This window comes from Methylibium rhizosphaerae (assembly GCF_006386545.1).
GTDB classification, from domain to species: domain Bacteria; phylum Pseudomonadota; class Gammaproteobacteria; order Burkholderiales; family Burkholderiaceae_C; genus Pseudorivibacter; species Pseudorivibacter rhizosphaerae.
Genome location: NZ_SWAR01000100.1, coordinates 1 through 2,165, shown reverse-complemented (window position 1 = coordinate 2,165; position 2,165 = coordinate 1). Strand labels below are relative to the sequence as shown.

3 protein-coding genes are annotated in these 2,165 nt (G+C 62.0%); 2 read left to right on the top strand and 1 reads right to left on the bottom strand.

Features of this window, described 5'->3' with window-relative positions:
- Together E8D38_RS27455 and E8D38_RS27450 are read left to right on the top strand one after the other, a co-directional pair.
- Positions 1-1,461, top strand: a 1,461-nt coding sequence (locus E8D38_RS27455) for a hypothetical protein (protein WP_219851885.1), incomplete at its 5' end; no start/stop codon positions are given.
- 10 nt (positions 1,462-1,471) lie between these two features.
- Positions 1,472-1,807 (top strand): hypothetical protein, encoded by a 336-nt coding sequence (locus E8D38_RS27450; RefSeq protein ID WP_140637453.1) that lies wholly within the window; start codon positions 1,472-1,474, stop codon positions 1,805-1,807.
- 132 nt (positions 1,808-1,939) lie between these two features.
- Here E8D38_RS27450 and E8D38_RS27445 read toward each other — a convergent pair.
- The coding region (locus tag E8D38_RS27445) for a hypothetical protein (protein ID WP_219851883.1) at positions 1,940-2,165 on the bottom strand (226 nt) is incomplete at its 5' end.

Below are 2,165 nucleotides of genomic sequence, written 5' to 3'. Positions count from 1 at the left end.
TTTGGCAATGCGTTGGGTAGTTCCCTCGCGGCTGAAAGCACGAGGGGCAGCCAGCAGGAGGACGTGCTCGGGCAGTTCATCGACGAGCAGTTGCAGGCGCAGGACCGGCGCGACTTCTATAGCCCGATGTCTGGCTCGGATGCGCCCTATATGCGCCTTGGCCGAAGCGATTTGGGCAGCGGGGCTGGAGGTGGTGCAGGGCTGCCTGAGCAGGTGGCGACCGCGGACGATCGGATGCCACGTCCCAGCGATCGGTTTGTGAGCTTCCGCGATGGACCGATGGGGCCGATGCACGACCGTGAGGGCGATCGGCTGCGCCTGCAAAGCGTCGGCGGCGATGACGTGGCCGGGGTCAGGGAGCGTGCGCGCCTCAGCAACGAGCTGAACCGGCTGCAGCGCAATGTGGCCGACCTCAAGGGGCTGGCCGCAGCACTCGAGACCGACCGCGCGCTGGCCAACATGGCGGATCTGGCGGAGTCCTATCGGGCCAGCGGCATGACGGGCGCCACTGGTGATCCGCTCACGTTTGAAATGCCGGAAGCACTGGCAGGTGCCGGACTCAAGCCCCCGACCGAAGGCTTCTCCTTTGGTCTCAGTGGCGGCCAGCGCAGCGTGCTGGATGGTCCGATGTCGTTTAGCGAAAACGCCGGCCTGTTTACGCGCGGCTTGGTGACGGGGCCGGTGACGGCGGCCTATGGCTTGGCCAGCGAGATTGGCAACCAGTACAAGGACATGTACAACTTGCTCTCCGGCTCCAGTGCCAGCTATACGCCGTCCAGTGCGCTGCTCAGCAGCCTGCAACGCGACGGCATCGGCGGCACGTTGCTGAACATGGGCGAGAGCGTGCTGTCGGCGCCGAGCAAGCCGGTCTTCGATCTGCTTGAAGGGCGCTACGAGCAAGCGGGGGCTGGGCTACCTGGGACGGTGGCCATGGGGGCAGGAGCCGCAATAAGGCTCGGAGGCCTTGGGGGGAGTGGGTCCGTCTCTCTCTCTGAACTCAGAGAGCTTCGAGCGCTGGGCCTGTCTCGCGATGGTCGCCGAGCATTTGTTGAAGGATTTGATCTTGGCCTGGGCCTCTCGCGTGACCCGATCTCGGGGCAACCGCTCTTGCGCGAGTTCGCGTCAGCCAACGATCTGCATGTCTACAACGTCTTCAGGGGCGAACGGAATCTCTTCACTGCTCCGTTCCCTGCTTCTTATGAGGCGCTTGAGAGAAATCTCACCATGTCAATGGATCGGGCCCGTAGCATCAGTGTGAACTTGGATGGCCTTGTGCAATCGGTCGATGAGTTCCCGACGATCCTCGAAAGAGGGGCTCGTGGTATTGAGCCGGCTGCTGTGAGGAACGGGCTTGAGCGAGGCAACACCACAAATTGGGAAGTGTGGAAGGTCTATAACTCCAGCACGTTGCGGCCAAAGGCTACCTTCTACCTGAACGGCCAGCCGGTCGAACTGCCTTAAGGTGTGGAGCATGAAAGCAACTGATCTTGAGAAACTGAATGCCTACCTTGGTGAGTGGGATGACGCCAAAGTGTTCATCAACAAGTACAGCGATGTACACGACCAACTGATTCTCGGCCTTGCGCGGTCACGTGAAGAAGCAGACCAGGTCGGCATCTCCTTCTTCTATTGCACCTACGTTGCTGGTCCAGTCCGATGGGACGGCGCCAAACTGAGAGCGAAGGCCTTCGTGTCACCGCAAGGCGATGAGGGATTTGAGATCTACGACGAACGCGCGGGATTTGTGGTGAGGTGCCTGGACTCGGTGATAGTTGGGGACAACAAGCTGGTAGTGCCTCAGCGCTGACCGCTTGAACGGCGGGAGCGCATTGGGTCAAGTCTTGCGTCTTGCCCCCTGAAGGCCGCTTGCACGGGATGAACGAAGAACGAAGGGCCGCAACTGCGGCCCTTCGTTCATCTCACTGCCGCGCTGCGCGACTCAGCGCCCGATCTCGATGAGTTCGATGTCCTTGCGCAAGAGGTCGTTGACGAGGGTGGAGAGGGCTATGCCCTTGGCCTGGGCGAGCTTGGCGAGGGTGGCCTGCACCTGGTCGTCGAGGTAGACGGGCAGGTTCAGCCGCGTGCCGGGGCGGTGGAACTTGCCGCGGGTGCCCTTGGAGAAATCGATCTCGCTGGGCAGGTCGTCGTCGTGGTCAGTGGCTCGC